The sequence below is a fragment of the Pseudomonas sp. IT-P218 genome, from assembly GCF_949767605.1.
Taxonomy (GTDB): Bacteria; Pseudomonadota; Gammaproteobacteria; order Pseudomonadales; family Pseudomonadaceae; genus Aquipseudomonas; species Aquipseudomonas putida_AE.
The window spans coordinates 415739-429717 of record NZ_CATKQQ010000044.1; the positions used below are offsets into that span (position 1 = coordinate 415739).

The window sequence follows — 13979 nt, forward strand, 5'->3', positions numbered from 1 at the left end:
TCTTAAAGCTGATCAAACCCTCGGTGATGCCATGAACGCCAAGCGCCCAGCCTGCGCGGCGCCTGCCCTCGAAACGCCCGCGCCCGACGCCAGCCAAACGTACAGCTACAGCAACCTCGAACATTCGGAGTCGGCCAGCACCGCGCTGGCCGAGGAAGTCGCACTGGCGATTGCCTATAACGGCATCAGCCAGGCGGTGATGCTGGTAACGCCCACGGACCTTGAAGACTTCATCGTCGGCTTCAGCCTGGGCAGCGGCATCATCCAGGACGCCACGGACATCTATGACCTGCAACTCAGCGGCTCGGGCTCGGCGCAGTACGCGCAAGTGACCATCGCCAATCGCGCGTTCTGGAACCTCAAGCAACAGCGTCGGCAACTGGCCGGTACCAGCGGTTGCGGGCTGTGCGGCGTGGAAGCGGTCGAGCAGGCATTGCCGGACCTCCAGGTATTGCCCGGCGCCCCGCTGCCACCCATTGAATGGCTCGATGGCCTGCGCCAGCGCATTGGCGCGTTCCAGCCGCTTGGCCAGCACTGTGGGGCGGTGCACGCGGCTGTGTTCATGAACGACCAGGGCCAACTGTTGCTGGGCCGTGAAGATATCGGCCGGCACAACGCCCTCGACAAATTGATTGGTGGCTTGATCCGGCAAAACATTCCGACGGCAGGCGGGCTGGCGATCGTCACCAGTCGCTGCAGCCTCGAATTGATCCAGAAAGTCTTGCGCGCCGGCATCCAGACTCTGGTCAGCCTGTCATCTCCGACAGGGCTCGCCGTGCAATGGGCCCGTCGCCACAACCTCAATCTCATCCATCTGCCACAAAAGAATGCGCCGCGGGTCTACAGCCCAGCGTTGGAGAACCAAGCGTGAGTCAACACCGTCAAGCCGACCAGAAACCTGTCCCTCGCTACAAACCCTACACAGGCCCGGCCGGAGGTTGGGGCGCACTGATCAGCGTCGCCCAAGCCTGGTTGACCAGCGACAACGCGCTGAAAAACCTGCGCATGATGCTCAAGACCAACAAGAACGGCGGCTTCGACTGTCCCGGCTGCGCCTGGGGTGACTCCAACGAAGCCGGCATGGTGATGTTCTGTGAGAACGGCGCCAAGGCGGTGAACTGGGAAGCGACCAAACGCCGCGTCGACGCCAGTTTTTTCGCCAAACACAGCGTCACTTCGCTGCTGGAGCAAAGCGACTACTGGCTTGAATATCAGGGCCGGCTGACCGAGCCGATGAGCTACGACGCCGAGACCGATCGCTACAAGCCGATCAGTTGGGACGCTGCCTTTGCGCTGATCGCCAAACACCTGAACGGCTTGGCGAGCCCGGACCAGGCCGAGTTCTATACTTCCGGCCGGGCCAGTAACGAAGCGGCTTTCTTGTACCAACTGTTCGTGCGCGCCTATGGCACCAACAACTTCCCCGACTGTTCGAACATGTGCCACGAAGCCAGCGGCGTTGCGTTGTCACAAAGTGTCGGCGTCGGCAAAGGCACCGTGACCTTCGACGACTTCGAACACGCCGATGCGATTTTCGTCTGGGGCCAGAACCCCGGCACCAACCATCCTCGGATGCTCGAACCGTTGCGTGAAGCGGTCAAACGCGGCGCGCAAGTGGTGTGCATCAACCCACTGAAAGAGCGCGGCCTGGAGCGCTTCCAGCACCCGCAACACCCGATCGAAATGCTCACCAATGGCGACAAACCGACCAACACCGCGTACTTCCGTCCGGCGCTGGGCGGCGACATGGCGATCATGCGGGGTATGGCGAAATTCCTGCTGCAATGGGAGCGTGATGCACAGAATGCGGGCGAGCCTGCGGTGTTCGATCACGCCTTCCTCAATGAACACAGCGTCAATGTACTGGACTACCTGGCCGCCATCGACGAAACCCCATGGGAGCAGATCGTCGAGCAGTCCGGCCTGCCCCTGGTGGAAATCGAGCGAGCGGCGCGCATGTACGCCAAGGGCAAGAACGTCATCATGTGCTGGGCCATGGGCATCACCCAGCATCGCCATTCGGTCGCGACCATCCAGGAAATCGCCAACCTGATGTTGCTGCGCGGCAACATCGGACGGCCAGGCGCCGGCCTGTGCCCGGTGCGTGGCCACAGCAACGTGCAGGGCGACCGGACCATGGGCATCAACGAACGGCCACCCGTGGCGTTCCTTGATGCCCTGGAGCGTCGCTTCCAGATCAAGGTTCCGCGGGAAAACGGCCACAACGTGGTCGAGGCGATTCATGCCATGGCCGAAGGCCGGGCCAAAGTCTTCATCGGCCTGGGTGGCAACTTCGCTCAAGCCACCCCGGACAGCCCGCGCACCTTCCAGGCCCTGCGCAACTGCGACCTGACCGTGCAGATCAGCACCAAGCTTAACCGCAGCCATCTGACTCACGGCAAAGACGCCCTGATCCTGCCGTGCCTGGGCCGTACCGACATCGACATCCAGACTGAAGGCGCGCAAGCGGTGACTGTCGAAGATTCGTTCAGCATGGTCCACGCCTCCAACGGACAGTTGCAGCCACTGTCGAACCAGATGCGCTCGGAACCGGCGATCCTGGCCGGCATCGCCGCCGCGACCCTGGGCAGCCATCCGGTCGACTGGAACTGGCTGGTGGCCGACTACAGGCGCATCCGCGACTTGATTGCCGATACCATCCCAGGCTTCAAGGATTTCAACGAAAGGGTCAAGCACCCAGGCGGCTTCTACCTGGGCAACAGCGCCGGCGCGCGCAAGTGGAATACCGCATCCGGCCGGGCCAACTTCCGCCCGAACGCGCTGCCCAGGGATCTGGTTCACGAACGTACCCGCGCCACCGGTGTGTTGCCGGACCTGATCATGCAATCGATGCGCTCCCACGATCAGTACAACACCACGATCTATGGTCTCAATGACCGTTACCGCGGGGTTAAAGGCCAACGTGATGTGCTGTTCGTCAACGAAGCTGACATCATTCGCCTGGGCTTCAAGCCGGGGCAGAAGGCGGACATCGTGTCGATCTGGGATGATGGCGTTGTACGACGGGTGAAGGGCTTCACGCTGCTGGCATTTGATATTCCTGCAGGACAAGCGGCGGCGTACTATCCGGAAGTGAATCCGCTGGTGCCGCTGGAGAGCACCGGGGATGGCAGCCATACACCAACGTCGAAGTTCGTGGCGATCCGGTTGGAAGCGGCGAGTGAGACTGGGTTGATCATGGCCAGGTCGGCCTGATTCGGCGCCTGGATTGGCGTCTTCGCGAGCAGGCCCGCTCCCACATTTGATCTTCAGCGAACACAGATTTTATGTACGCCTGGTATTCAATGTGGGAGCGGGCTTGCTCGCGAAAGCGGTGGATCATCCAACGAATAATCCGGATGAAACAGTTTCCAAACGCCCACAAAAAAGGCCGTTTTTCACAAAAACGGCCTATCCGAAGTAACTAAAGACCGGCGAAAAACCATTAAGTTCCGCCCAAAAAACAGCAACTTATAGAAATGTGCTCAAGTCGTGTTACTCGTCGGATTTCGATTGTCACGCCCATGACACAGCCTCAGGATCGCGTCGTCATCCCCTTGAGGTTCCTCCATGAAGTTCTCCTCGATTCTCTTGTTGTCCCTTGGCCTGGTCAGTGGCATGGCCTCTGCTGGCGGCACCACCGAAGCAGGTGTGGGCGGCGCATTGGGCGGGGTTTTGGGCTCGGTCGTCGGCCAATCGCTGGGCGGCAATACAGGTTCCACCATCGGCGCAGCCCTGGGCGGCGCGGGTGGTAGCGCAGTCGGCGCAGACAAACGCAGCCGTGGCGAAGCCGCCATTGGCGGTGCGTTGGGCGCAGCAGGCGGTAACGTGGTTGGCCGCAGCGTTGGCGGCACCACCGGCAGCCTGATCGGCTCCGCAGCAGGCGGCGGTGCCGGTGGCGCGCTGGGTAACTATATGGGCAACAAAGCCGATGATGATGACGATGATCATGACGGTCGTCGATATCGCGGTCATGATGATCGTCGTTACTACCGTGACGGCCATCCAGGTCGCGGTCATGCGTATGGCCACCGCAAGCATCACAAGTACTATCGCCATCGTGACTGATCCCGGAATACCAGGCGGTTCACTGATAGATAAAATCGCAGCCCAAGGGCTGCGATTTTTTTTGCCCGTTTTAAACTACCAGGCGCTCCATCGCTCTGCGCAACCCGAGCGGAATCGCCACCGGCTGATTCGATGCCCGGTCGACGAACACATGCACGAAGCGCCCCGCCGCACAGGCCTCGTCTTCCCCTTGCTTGAACACCGCCAATTCGTACTGCACCGAGCTGCTGCCCAACTTGCCGACCCGCAAGCCGATCTCGATCCGATCCGGGAAGGCGATGGAAGCAAAGTAATCACAGGCCGAACTCACCACGAAACCCACCACCTCGCCATCGTGGATGTCCAGCCCACCGACTTCGATAAGGTAGGTGTTCACCGCCGTGTCGAAGTAGCTGTAGTAGGTGACGTTGTTGACATGACCGTAGGCATCGTTGTCGTGCCAACGGGTGGTGATGGGTTGCAAGTGCGGGTAGTCGGAGCGTTGGGGCATCAGCGTTGATTCCTGGGGTTGGATGACCAATTTAAGGCGAAAAACCGCGTTATCGTTCTTCGCGAGCAAGCCCGCTCCCACAGTGGAACGCCTTCAACTGTGGGAGCGGGCTTGCTCGCGAAGGCGCCGGAACAGGCGCCATATCAATTACTTGTCGGCAAACCCTTTCCGCGCCGCCGCCAACTCACCAATCAACCGCGCCGGGCTCCAGTGATCGCCCTGGCGGGTCTCCAGTGCCAACAGCCGCTGATGAATATCCGCCAACCCCTGCTGATCCGCCCAGGCCATCGGCCCGCCCTTGTCCGCCGGGAACCCGTATCCGTTGAGGTAAACCAGATCGATGTCATGGGCCGATCCGGCGATGCCTTCCTGAAGAATCTTCGCGCCCTCATTGACCAGCGCCAGCAGGCAGCGCTCCAGGATTTCTTCCTGGCTTATCTCGCGACGATGGAACCCCAGCCCTTCGCTGACTTCCAGTACCAGCACATCGACCTGCGGGTCGTGCTCAGCCTGACGACTACCCGGTTCATAGTGGTAGAAGCCATCGCCGCTCTTCTGACCAAAACGGCCCAATTCACACAGACGGTTATCCACCTGCACCTCTGGCGCATCCTGCCCAACGCCGGACAGTTGCCGGGCACGCCATTGCAAATCGACGCCAACCACGTCGAACATGCGGAATGGCCCCATGGCGAAACCGAAACCTTGCAGCGCCGCATCCACCTGGTAAGGGTAAGCACCCTCCAGCAGCATTTTGCGCGCCTCCAGCACGTAGGTATTGAGCATGCGATTGCCGATGAAGCCGTCGCAATTGCCCGACACCACGCTGACCTTGCCCATGCGTTTGCCCAACACCAGTGCAGCCTCAAGCACCGCTGGTGCAGTCTGGGCACCACGGACAATTTCCAGCAGCTTCATGATGTGCGCCGGACTGAAAAAGTGCAGGCCAAGGACTTGTTGCGGACGGCGTGTAACGGCAGCGATGGCATCAATGTCCAGTGCTGAAGTATTGCTCGCCAGAATGGCTTCAGGTTTGAGCAGGCCATCCAGTTCGCGGAAGATTGACTGCTTGAGCTCGAGGTTTTCGTAAACGGCTTCGATCACCAGGTCGACGTCACGGATGGCCGCATAATTGGCCGCTGCCGTGACCCGCGCGATACGGGCATCGGCCTCGGCCTGATCGATGCGTTCTTGCCGAACACTATGGGCGTAGGTGTCCGCCACGGTGACCAGTGCCTGTTCAAGCATCTGCGGATTGTTATCGACCCATTGCACCGCCACCCCGGCGTTGGCCAGGCACATGACAATGCCACGGCCCATGGTGCCCGCGCCGATCACGGCTGCGCGCTGAATATCGAACGGTGTCTGGCTCATGTTCTGTTCTCTTGTTGGCGATCCGAAGACAGCCCTCACCATAGTCAGCCGCTGCGCTTTTTTGAAATTTATTCCTGTGATGAGCAACATTCAGCGGATGGATGCGCCCACACACGGGTTAGAGGTGTGCCTCGGCCCACCCTCGAACCTCGGCATACGGATAATCTTCCAACACCGCAAACCCCGAAATCGTCCGCACCTTGAGCTTGGTAAACAAGGGCACACTGATCCCGCACAGAAACCGCGTCACACGCTCGGCCGACGGCAAACTCCCCGTGTGTTGTTCATGCTTGTGGATAAAATCGCTACACAGCGCCTCGAAATTCTTATCCTCAAGCGCAGGCAACTCCGGGGGTGCTGGCAGTCGTGCGACTTGCCCGTGACAAACCGAACAATGCCCACACTGACGGGGCACATTTTCGTCGCCGAAATACTCGGCCAGGCGATAACCCAGGCAGCGATCAGTGGCGAACAAATCGAGCATGGCATGTATCCGCGCAACCTCGGTCTGTTCATGCCGAGTGAAGCCGGCGTGCAGCTCTGCACTCAACTCGGCACTGTCGAAATCGGTTTGCAGCAGGCTGTAGACCTCGGTCATCAGCTTGCTTTCAAGCTCGACCCAGCCCTTTTCCTGGAAATAATCCAGCGCCTTGACCACCCGACTGCGCTCGGCCTGATGCTGTTCGTACAGCGCATCGAAATTCACCGTGGCCCAGGTACGCGCGCGCGGGGACGTCTGGATGATCGCCGCGACGAAATCCCTGCGTTCACCCTCGAAGCGCGCCAGCAATTGCTCGGGCTCCTGCAGATACTTGAACCGGTATTCGGCGTAGTAGGCATAACGCGGAGCGATCAGACCACGAAGCTCCAGCTGAACCAGCAAGGTCTTGAGCGGCAGCTGGCGGATGTTGCTCTGGTCCGCCAGTGGCCCCAGCAGAAACTCCCATTGCCCCTCGGGCGCGGCGGCCTGCATCTCGTCGAGCACGCAGCGGATACCGTCCAGTTCAGGCGTGTCGCCGTAGACGAAGTTTTCCAGCACGTTGAGGCTGTCGCGGTTGGCCAGCACCAGACAGTCCGATGGCAGCCCGTCACGTCCGGCACGGCCGATTTCCTGGCTGTAGTTTTCGATCGATTTGGGCAGGTCGAAATGCACGACGTTATGGATATCGCTCTTGTCGATGCCCATGCCGAAGGCGATGGTGGCGACGATGCAATTGGACTGCCCGCCCATGAAACGCCTCTGGATGCCCTCGCGCTGCTCGTGAGGCAGACCGGCGTGATAGGCCTCGGCCTGAATGCCATGGCGCTGCAGATGTTCGGCAATGTGCTCGGCGGTTTTCTGCAGGGTGACGTAGACAATGCTCGGCTGGCCGGGTCGTTGACTCATCCATTCAACCAGGCGTCGGCGCTTGTCCGGGCCGCGGACCGGCTCCACCCACAGATTGAGGTTCGGCCGATAGAAACCGGTGGTCACCACGTCGCCAGGTTCGATGGCGAATTTCGCCTGCATGTCGGCGATCACTTTCGGGGTCGCGGTGGCGGTCAGCAACAACGCCTGGGGGATATTGAACTGGCGCTGATAGTCCGGAAGCTTGAGGTAATCCGGGCGAAAGTTATGCCCCCATTCGGAGATGCAGTGCGCCTCGTCCACCACCAGCAACGAGATTGGCACCTGCTGCAGGAAATTACGAAAGCGCTCGTTTTTCAAGCGCTCCACGGAGACCATCAGGATTTTCAGTTCGCCGGACTTGGCGCGGGCCATGACATCGCTGGCGTCATCGCGGCTCTGGGCCGAATCGATACTGCCCGCCGCAATGCCGTGGCGTTGCAGGAACGCCAACTGATCCTGCATCAACGCCAGCAATGGCGAGACCACCAACGTCAGGTGCGGCAGCAATACGGCCGACAGCTGATAGCAAAGGGACTTGCCGGAGCCAGTGGGGAAAATTGCCGCCGCCGATCGCCCCGCCAGCACTGCGCTGATCGTTGCCTCCTGGCCGGGCCGAAACTGTGGATAACCGAAAACCTGTTCCAGGGTGTTGTGCATAAGCTGTCATTCCGTTGACTGCTGCGATGAGCAAAGCCTAGCCGGCGATCGCAGCGAGTCGAGAAAAGGTCGGGGGCAAAAACGATACGGGATGATACAGCGGATGGCTTGGGAGTGCGGCGCCTGGCAAATCGCCTTCGCGGGCAGCGAAATTCGAAATGCCCTACAGCTTCTGCGGCGTCTGTAGTCCCTTTCCTCAATAACCGCGCAAAACCCTACAACACCTGTCGATCTCCGCCGTCTTGTCGCACAACACCACGCCCTTCTATAGTTTCCGGCAAGGCTGAAAAACCGTGTCTGGGCTTACCGGGCGCACTTGCCGATTTCGCACAGGACCCACCTCGATGATCCGCCCCGACCCACTGACCGACCGCTATCGCCCGCTCAAATCCAGCAACAGCGAATCCCCGGTACTGGTGATCGACACCGAGGCCGATCCCCTGGAAATCCTCGACGCCGCCCGCCAGCGCATCCGCGCCGCGAGCGACCTGCTGGAGACCTTGTATTGCATGTGCTTCAAACAGGCCGACACCCGCGATATCCCCAACATCGTCAATGCGCTGTACCTGCTGACCCAGGACGGCAACGACCTGCTCGACATCGCCCGGCAACGCCTGCCGAAACTGACCGGCTGAATAACAATAATGGTCGCAACTGAAAAAGCGGAGGTCATTCAGGAACGCCGGCACTGCCAAAAAGTAAGCCAATGGCGTACATTACTGATGATTTTTATTGAAACCTCAATCTTCACTCGTCGAGCCAAAGAATTATTGGATGACGATGCCTACGCGATATTACAGAAGCTGCTGGTGTCGAACCCTTCAGCCGGCGACGTTATCGAAGGGACAGGCGGGATCCGCAAAATGCGGGTCGCAGCGAAGGGACATGGTAAACGAGGCGGAGCTCGAGTGATTTACTATCATTTCATCTCGGCATCGCAAATCGCTTTATTGATGATCTACCCTAAAAATGAACAACAAGATTTGACCGCCGATGAGCGCAAAGCGTTGAAAGCAGTCATTGAACACTGGAGATAACCATGAGCAAATTTTTTGATGAGCTGATGGAAAGCGTACAACAGATGGACGAGATTGTACGGGGTGAGCGGCGACCTTCCCGCGAATTTCAAGTAGTTGCGTTGCACGTCAAAGAAATCCGTAAGGCCACTGGTTTAACTCAAGCCAAATTCGCAGCATTGATCGACGTCCAACTTGGCACTTTGCGAAATTGGGAGCAGGGCCGTCGCGAGCCAACGGGGCCGGCTAAGGCTTTGCTGAAAGCTATTCATAATGACCCTGTCCATGTATTGAATGCATTAGCCACCTGAAGCAACGTTATAGCAAGCTAACGCTCAAACAAAAACAGTCGTATTACGAAAAGGTCAGCCGCTCAAACATCTAGCAAGCTTGCGTTTTGCAGGATTCAACACGTCGCCGGCAGATCTCGAAAAACCACTGTCCACTCGAGAAAAAACCATCGCCAAGTACATGCAAAATGCTTCGCCGCAATCTGCTCCCGCCCTTCCCATCCTCTCTGACGAACAATAAGATTTGCCCAAGTCAAACCCTGGAAGACCACTTCGCCATCGATTTCGTGGATTACGACAGCTATCGCTATTTCCAGCCTGACGGCTACGATGTATTCCTTAAGCGCAAAGCCAAGGGTCGCGGCGACAAGGTGCCTTTGACCATCGGCATGCTCTACCGGGCCATCAAGGCCCAACGCTGGGACACGGATGAACTTGAAAGCCTGTAGCGTCCCCGGCGAATAACGATAAGGACATTGCGTGGACGTTCTGATGGGCTTGTTGGCCGCCGTGCTGTGGGGCGGCACGGATTTTCTGGTGGGCTTGAACGCCCGCGCGGTTGGCGTCAAACGTGCCGTGTATTTCGGTCAGGCGCTGGGCTTTACCATCATGAGCCTGCTGTTGGTCGCCTTCCCGGTATTCATTCTGCGGTCCTTGGCCGCCCCGCTGGAAACCTGGCTATTCGGCCTCGCCGCCGCCGTGTTGACGGTGTCCGGCGCCTTGGCCTTGTCCAAGGCCTTCGCCCTGGGCAAAGCCTCCATCGTCGCCCCGCTGGTGACATCCTATGGCGTGGTGACCACGCTGTTGTCCTGGGCCGGCGGCGAACACATCAGCCTGATCCAGTTGCTGTGCATCGGCCTTTGTGTGCTCGGTGTGGTTCTGTCCAGCATTCACTCCGACCCGAAGGTACCCCACACCACACAAGCCAGCAGTTCCATCGCCTACGCGTTGCTGGCGGCAGTGTTCTACGGCACCAGTTTCTGGCTGCAAGGCCGCTTCGTCCTGCAGACACTCGGGCCGGTCACCATGCTCTGGCTCGCGTATCTGGTGGGCCTGATAGTGCTTGTGGTGATCGTGCTCAGGATCGACGACGGCTTGAAAATCCCGCCGCTGAAAAACTGCGTGACGCTGACCGGCGCCAGCCTGATGAACCTCGGCGGGTTTTCGTCATTCGCCTGGGGCGCAGTGGCCGGGTCGGTTTCGGTGGTGACGGTGATCAGCACGTTGTCGGGGGGGATAGCGGCTATTCTGGGGTATGTGTTTTTCAAGGAACGGCTGGGGAAGGTGCAGGTACTGGGGGTAGTACTGGTGTTGGTCGGCGCGTTTGTCTTGCACCTGAAAACCTGAAACGTCGCCCACAAAAAAGCCGCCCCGAAGGGCGGCTTTTTCATTGCATCAAACCAACACTTACAACTGAGGACCGGCAGCCTTGATCGCGTCGCTCACTTCGAACTTCTTGAAGTTCTCGATGAACAGGCCGGCCAGTGCTTTGGCGGCTTCGTCGTAGGCGGCTTTGTCGGCCCAGGTATTGCGTGGGTTCAGCAGGCCAGTCTCAACGCCCGGTACGGCCAGTGGCACGTCGAGGTTGATGGTGTCCAGGTGCTCGGTTTCGGTACCGATCAGCGCGCCGCTCTGGATCGCTGCGATCACCGCACGGGTGGTCGGGATGTTGAAGCGCTTGCCGACGCCGTAGCCACCACCGGTCCAACCAGTGTTGACCAGGTAAACCTTGGAACCGAAGCCGCGGATGCGCTTGATCAGCAGCTCTGCGTATTCGCCAGCTGGACGCGGGAAGAACGGTGCGCCGAAGCAGGTGGAGAAGGTCGACTTGATGCCGCTGCCCGAACCCATTTCGGTCGAGCCCACCAGAGCGGTGTAGCCGGACAGGAAGTGGTAGGCCGCTTGCTCTTCGTTGAGGATCGACACTGGCGGCAGTACGCCGGTCAGGTCGCAGGTCAGGAAGATCACAGCGTTCGGCTCGCCACCGAGGTTCTTCTCGGAACGCTTGGCAACGTGCTCCAGCGGGTAGGCGGCACGGCTGTTCTGGGTCAGGCTGACATCGGCGTAGTCGGCGTGCTTGGCATCGTCGATAACGACGTTTTCCAGGACCGCGCCGTGCTTGATGGCTTTCCAGATGACCGGCTCGTTCTTCTCGGACAAGTCGATGCACTTGGCATAGCAACCGCCTTCGATGTTGAACACCACGCCCTCGCCCCAGCCGTGTTCGTCGTCACCGATCAGGTAACGGCTTTCGTCGGCGGACAGGGTGGTCTTACCAGTGCCGGACAGACCGAAGAACAGGGTCACGTCGCCTTCTTCGCCGATGTTGGCAGCGCAGTGCATTGGCAGCACGTCGGCGGCCGGCAGCAGGAAGTTCTGCACCGAGAACATGGCTTTCTTCATTTCACCGGCGTAGCGCATGCCAGCGATCAGCACTTTCTTCTGCGCGAAGTTGAGGATCACGCAACCGTCGGAGTTGGTGCCGTCACGCTCAGGCACGCACTCGAAGTTGGCAACGTTGAGCACTTGCCACTCTTCACGGCCAGCCGGGTTGTACTGAGCCGGGTTGATGAACAGGCAACGGCCAAACAGGTTCTGCCAGGCAGTCTGAGTGGTCATCTTCACGGCCAGGTAGTGATCTTCGGCCGCGCCTACATGCACGTGGGAAACGAAGTGCTCTTGCGCGTTGTTGAACGCCTCGACGCGATCCCACAGGGCATCGAACTTGTCGGCCGGGAACTTGCGGTTGATCGGGCCCCAGGCGATGGCGGCCGAGGTGGACGGCTCTTCAACGATGAAACGATCGACTGGCGAACGGCCGGTACGGTGACCGGTGCGAACAACCAGTGCGCCGGTATCGGCAAGCTCGCCTTCACCGCGGTTGAGGGCTTCTTTAACCAGATCATCAACACTCAGATCGGTGTACACGGCGTTATTGGCTTGCGTCATGAGGTTCCCCGTCGGCCAGTGGCCGAGTGCTCCAAACGTTTTGTAGTAGAAAGTCGTGCACTACTACCGCGAAAAAAGTGGGCCGGATTATGCCAGAAAAGCCCAAAAAGAGTAGGGCCCTCCCGTCGTAACGGCGCTATTACGCCACTTTCCAGTGAATTTACCTGCGCTGAACCGTTTTAGTGCCGGGTATCTGACGGCGTCTCGACACCCGCTCCGGCGAACAATTGGGTGACATCGGCGGCGTCGAACAGGTACTGCTGGTTGCAGAATTGGCAATCGATCTCGATTTTTCCACCGTGTTCGACCACCAGGTTTTGCGCGTCTTCCATACCCAGACTGACCAACGCATTGGCCGAACGTTCGCGCGAGCAGCTGCAGCGGAAGCGCAGTTTCTGCACATCGAACAGACGCACCTGCTCTTCGTGATAGAGACGATGGAGCACGGTTTCGTTGTCCAGGCCCAGCAGCTCATCGGCCGTCAGGGTGGTCGCCAGCGCAGTGAGGTGTTGCCAGCTGGCGGCGCGTTCTTCTTCGTCTTTCAGGCGATCGGCGGGCAGTTGCTGCAACAACAGGCCACGGGCGCGGCGGCCATCGGCGCAGAGCTTGATGCGCGTACCGATCTGCTGGGACATGACGAAGTAGTTGGTGAAGCAGTCGGACAAGGTTTCACCGTCCAGATCGACGACGCCCTGGTAGCGCTGGCCTTGCTTCGGATCGATGGTCAACGTCAGCGAACCATCCGGCATCAAGTCGGCCAGGGTGGCATCGGGGGCGATCCGGTCCGCTTCGTAACGGGCCAGGCCACGGATGTCGCGCTCACTGGAGCACTCGATCATCAGCAGCGGAATCGGGCCTTCGGAGCGGGCCTGAAGAATCAGCAGGCCATCGAACTTCAAGGTGCCGACCAGCAACGCCGCAGCCGCCATCAGCTCGCCGAGCAGTTGCGCAACCGGCTCCGGATAGGCGTGTTTGGCCAGGACTTCAGCGTAGCTGAGCTCCAGCGAAACCATCTCGCCGCGGGTGTCGCTGTCATCGAAGATGAAGCGTTGGGTGAAGTCGTTATCCGGTAAGTCGGTCATAAGTCTGGTATCTGAATAGGTGACAAAAGTGTTTACAGAACGAGGTTACGCCTTGGCTATAGCGTATGGCTGCCTGGTTATGGCCTGCAGGCCAGTGGCTGTGCGCGCTTTACGACGAATGGCACAAACACGGCAGACTAATTACCTCATATGGCTACGCACAGGCGCAATTACAAGTCCTGGCCTGATTGACGCGATCGGTGGCTCCGGTCAATCACTCGTTGCTGCTGCCGCGAAACTTGAACAGATCGCGCCGCTGTTTCTTGCTCGGCTTGCCATCGGTACTCACGCCCAAGGCACCTGCCTTGCGCTCGGCCGCAGCATCCTCGCGCTTGGCGATGCTGGCTTCGGTCTCGGCATACAGCGTCTGTGCTTCGGGCGCACCACGGCGCACGATCGACAACGCCTGGACCACCACCGTGCGCTCCTCGAAACCGGTACGGATCACGAATTCGTCGCCAATACGCGGCTCCTTGCCCGGTTTGCAGCGCTCGCCCCGGCAGTGCACCTTGCCGCTTTCGATCGCCGCCTTGGCCAAGGCACGGGTTTTATAGAACCGCGCTGCCCACAGCCATTTATCGAGCCGGACTTTGTCATCCTCTTCGTTTTTTTGTGCCATGGAATTTCCTCATCCTGAAATATTGATGAACTGTACTACCGTTT

At 59.4% G+C, this 13979-nt stretch carries 13 protein-coding genes and 1 pseudogene; 8 read left to right on the forward strand and 6 right to left on the reverse strand.

What is annotated here, in order from left to right; all coding sequences use genetic code 11:
* Positions 1–31 precede the first annotated feature (31 nt).
* The 3 genes from fdhD (at position 32) to ACM6I6_RS22275 (ending at position 4068) form a co-directional block, all read left to right on the forward strand.
* Positions 32–871, forward strand: coding sequence for a formate dehydrogenase accessory sulfurtransferase FdhD (fdhD, locus tag ACM6I6_RS22265; protein ID WP_274075100.1), 840 nt, complete (start codon positions 32–34; stop codon positions 869–871).
* Positions 868–3216, forward strand: coding sequence for an FdhF/YdeP family oxidoreductase (locus ACM6I6_RS22270; RefSeq protein ID WP_414920714.1), 2349 nt, complete (start codon positions 868–870; stop codon positions 3214–3216). Before fdhD ends, ACM6I6_RS22270 begins: the two co-directional genes overlap by 4 nt.
* 354 nt (positions 3217–3570) lie before the next feature.
* On the forward strand, positions 3571–4068 hold the full coding sequence (locus ACM6I6_RS22275; RefSeq protein ID WP_274075098.1) for a glycine zipper domain-containing protein: 498 nt from the start codon (positions 3571–3573) through the stop codon (positions 4066–4068).
* A 70-nt stretch (positions 4069–4138) separates the two neighbouring features.
* Here the strand turns inward: ACM6I6_RS22275 and ACM6I6_RS22280 are convergent, their stop codons facing one another.
* The 3 genes from ACM6I6_RS22280 to ACM6I6_RS22290 form a co-directional block, all read right to left on the reverse strand.
* Positions 4139–4558, reverse strand: a complete 420-nt coding sequence (locus ACM6I6_RS22280) for an acyl-CoA thioesterase (protein ID WP_274075097.1) — start codon at positions 4556–4558, stop codon at positions 4139–4141.
* 147 nt (positions 4559–4705) lie between these two features.
* The gene (locus ACM6I6_RS22285; RefSeq protein ID WP_274075096.1) at positions 4706–5932 is read right to left on the reverse strand and encodes a 3-hydroxyacyl-CoA dehydrogenase; all 1227 of its coding nucleotides are present in this window, start codon (positions 5930–5932) and stop codon (positions 4706–4708) included.
* 118 nt (positions 5933–6050) lie between these two features.
* Positions 6051–7979, reverse strand: coding sequence for an ATP-dependent DNA helicase RecQ (locus ACM6I6_RS22290; RefSeq protein ID WP_414920715.1), 1929 nt, complete (start codon positions 7977–7979; stop codon positions 6051–6053).
* 344 nt (positions 7980–8323) lie between these two features.
* Between ACM6I6_RS22290 and ACM6I6_RS22295 the strand changes: the two genes are divergently transcribed.
* From ACM6I6_RS22295 to ACM6I6_RS22315, 5 genes and pseudogenes are all read left to right on the forward strand, one after another.
* The gene (locus ACM6I6_RS22295; protein ID WP_414920716.1) at positions 8324–8614 is read left to right on the forward strand and encodes a hypothetical protein; all 291 of its coding nucleotides are present in this window, start codon (positions 8324–8326) and stop codon (positions 8612–8614) included.
* A gap of 87 nt (positions 8615–8701) precedes the next feature.
* The gene (locus ACM6I6_RS22300; protein ID WP_274075177.1) at positions 8702–9016 is read left to right on the forward strand and encodes a type II toxin-antitoxin system RelE/ParE family toxin; all 315 of its coding nucleotides are present in this window, start codon (positions 8702–8704) and stop codon (positions 9014–9016) included.
* 2 nt (positions 9017–9018) lie between these two features.
* Positions 9019–9306, forward strand: a complete 288-nt coding sequence (locus tag ACM6I6_RS22305; RefSeq protein ID WP_274075093.1) for a helix-turn-helix domain-containing protein — start codon at positions 9019–9021, stop codon at positions 9304–9306.
* A 233-nt stretch (positions 9307–9539) separates the two neighbouring features.
* Positions 9540–9734 (forward strand): annotated as a pseudogene (locus ACM6I6_RS22310) (hypothetical protein); the annotation flags it as partial.
* 43 nt (positions 9735–9777) lie between these two features.
* Complete coding sequence (locus ACM6I6_RS22315) at positions 9778–10632, forward strand: DMT family transporter (RefSeq protein WP_274075176.1); 855 nt, start codon at positions 9778–9780, stop codon at positions 10630–10632.
* A gap of 60 nt (positions 10633–10692) precedes the next feature.
* On the opposite strand, the gene ACM6I6_RS22320 is transcribed toward ACM6I6_RS22315, so the two are convergent.
* The 3 genes from ACM6I6_RS22320 to ACM6I6_RS22330 form a co-directional block, all read right to left on the reverse strand.
* On the reverse strand, positions 10693–12234 hold the full coding sequence (locus tag ACM6I6_RS22320) for a phosphoenolpyruvate carboxykinase (RefSeq protein WP_323606545.1): 1542 nt from the start codon (positions 12232–12234) through the stop codon (positions 10693–10695).
* A gap of 179 nt (positions 12235–12413) precedes the next feature.
* Positions 12414–13316: an Hsp33 family molecular chaperone HslO gene (gene hslO / locus ACM6I6_RS22325; RefSeq protein WP_323606546.1), complete on the reverse strand. Its 903-nt coding sequence runs from the start codon at positions 13314–13316 to the stop codon at positions 12414–12416.
* A gap of 214 nt (positions 13317–13530) precedes the next feature.
* Complete coding sequence (locus ACM6I6_RS22330; protein ID WP_414920717.1) at positions 13531–13935, reverse strand: RNA-binding S4 domain-containing protein; 405 nt, start codon at positions 13933–13935, stop codon at positions 13531–13533.
* Positions 13936–13979: the final 44 nt, after the last annotated feature.